The organism is Microvirga sp. Mcv34, assembly GCF_024519725.1.
Classification (GTDB): Bacteria; Pseudomonadota; Alphaproteobacteria; order Rhizobiales; family Beijerinckiaceae; genus Microvirga.
Window position 1 is genome coordinate 1 of record NZ_JALJRK010000241.1, and the last position, 1,302, is coordinate 1,302.

1 protein-coding gene is annotated in these 1,302 nt (G+C 60.4%); it reads left to right on the forward strand.

The annotated features are described in order from the left end of the window. A partial coding sequence (locus tag OC446_RS30380; protein WP_262032587.1) for an OprO/OprP family phosphate-selective porin occupies window positions 1–886 on the forward strand: 886 nt, incomplete at its 5' end. Window positions 887–1,302: the final 416 nt, after the last annotated feature.

Genomic DNA, 1,302 nt, shown 5'->3' on the forward strand with positions numbered 1-1,302 from the left:
TGACCTTTTGTTCCTGGAGCGCCCGTCCATCATCGAGATCGCACGGAGCATCGCCGCAGGCACGGGCCGCATGGCGGCGGGCGCGAGCGCGGCAGGCGACCGCTGGTTCGCCGCCGCTTATCTGACAGGTCCGACGGTCGGCACGGAAGCAGATGATGAGCAACTCGGCGGCACGGTCCGCGTTGCGGCCCAGCCGCTGAAGGGCGACGACTATATCCTGCATGTTGGCGCGTCAGCCGCAGCCGTTTTCCAGCCGAACCAGAACGGCGCCGGCGTGGTTGGCGTGAACCGACAGACGATCCAGCTTCGCGACCGTCCTGAGCTTCGTCTCGACAGCACGCGCTTTCTCGACACAGGCTTGATCTCGTACGATGACGCCTATGTCGGCGGCCTCGAATTGGCGGGCCACTACCGGAACTTCTCGCTCCAAGGCGAGTATCTGCGGATCAACGTTGACCAAGACCGCGCCGCAGGCTTGGTGTCTCCGAATCTCAACTTTGACGGGTTCTACGTCCAAGGGAGCTGGATCATCACCGGCGAGAGCCGGCGCTACAACACGAGCAGCGCAGCCTACGCTGCCCCGCGCGTCGCTCGGCCTTTCCGCCTTGGCGAAGGCGGCTGGGGTGCATGGGAAGTTGTGGCGCGCTACAGCTACGTCGACCTCAACGACGAGGATGCTCCTGGACAGCCCGTTGCCCAGACCGGAGGTGTCCGCGGGGGTGAGCAGGCGACCTATACGGTTGGCCTCAACTGGTACCCCAATCAGAACGTTCGCTTCATGCTGGACTATCTCTATGGCGATATTGATCGTCAGGATGCCGCTGGGACGACCCAGATCGGGCAAAGCTTTCAGGCCCTGGCGCTCCGCTCCCAGTGGTCATTCTAAGCGGAAGGCCGGCAACCCGTTTCGTAATCGCCCTGCTTAAGTTTTATCGTCTTGGGCGTTGCGACGCGCCTCCACTCACTTTCACTTGCGCTCTCGCTCTTGAAGTATGGAAGGGGGAAGGCCGAACCTGAACTGAAAAAAGAGGCGCTTAGGAGCAAGCCACAAGCGCCCTTCTTAGAGTTATAGGTGGTGGCTTTGAAACACCACCCAGAGGACATGGCAGAGCGCTAAGGTCCACCACGAACTAAGGTTGACTGCTTTAGGCGCATTTGTCCACTCGTAACTTGCCTCATCCTGCCGTCAGATGCTTTAGGTTTACCCTTGGATTGTTTGCACGGCTGGAAGGCGGCACAATCAGCCATGCTAGTGTTGTGTCACTGACGGGTGATTCCGAAATCTGGTGGGCTGTGCGATGC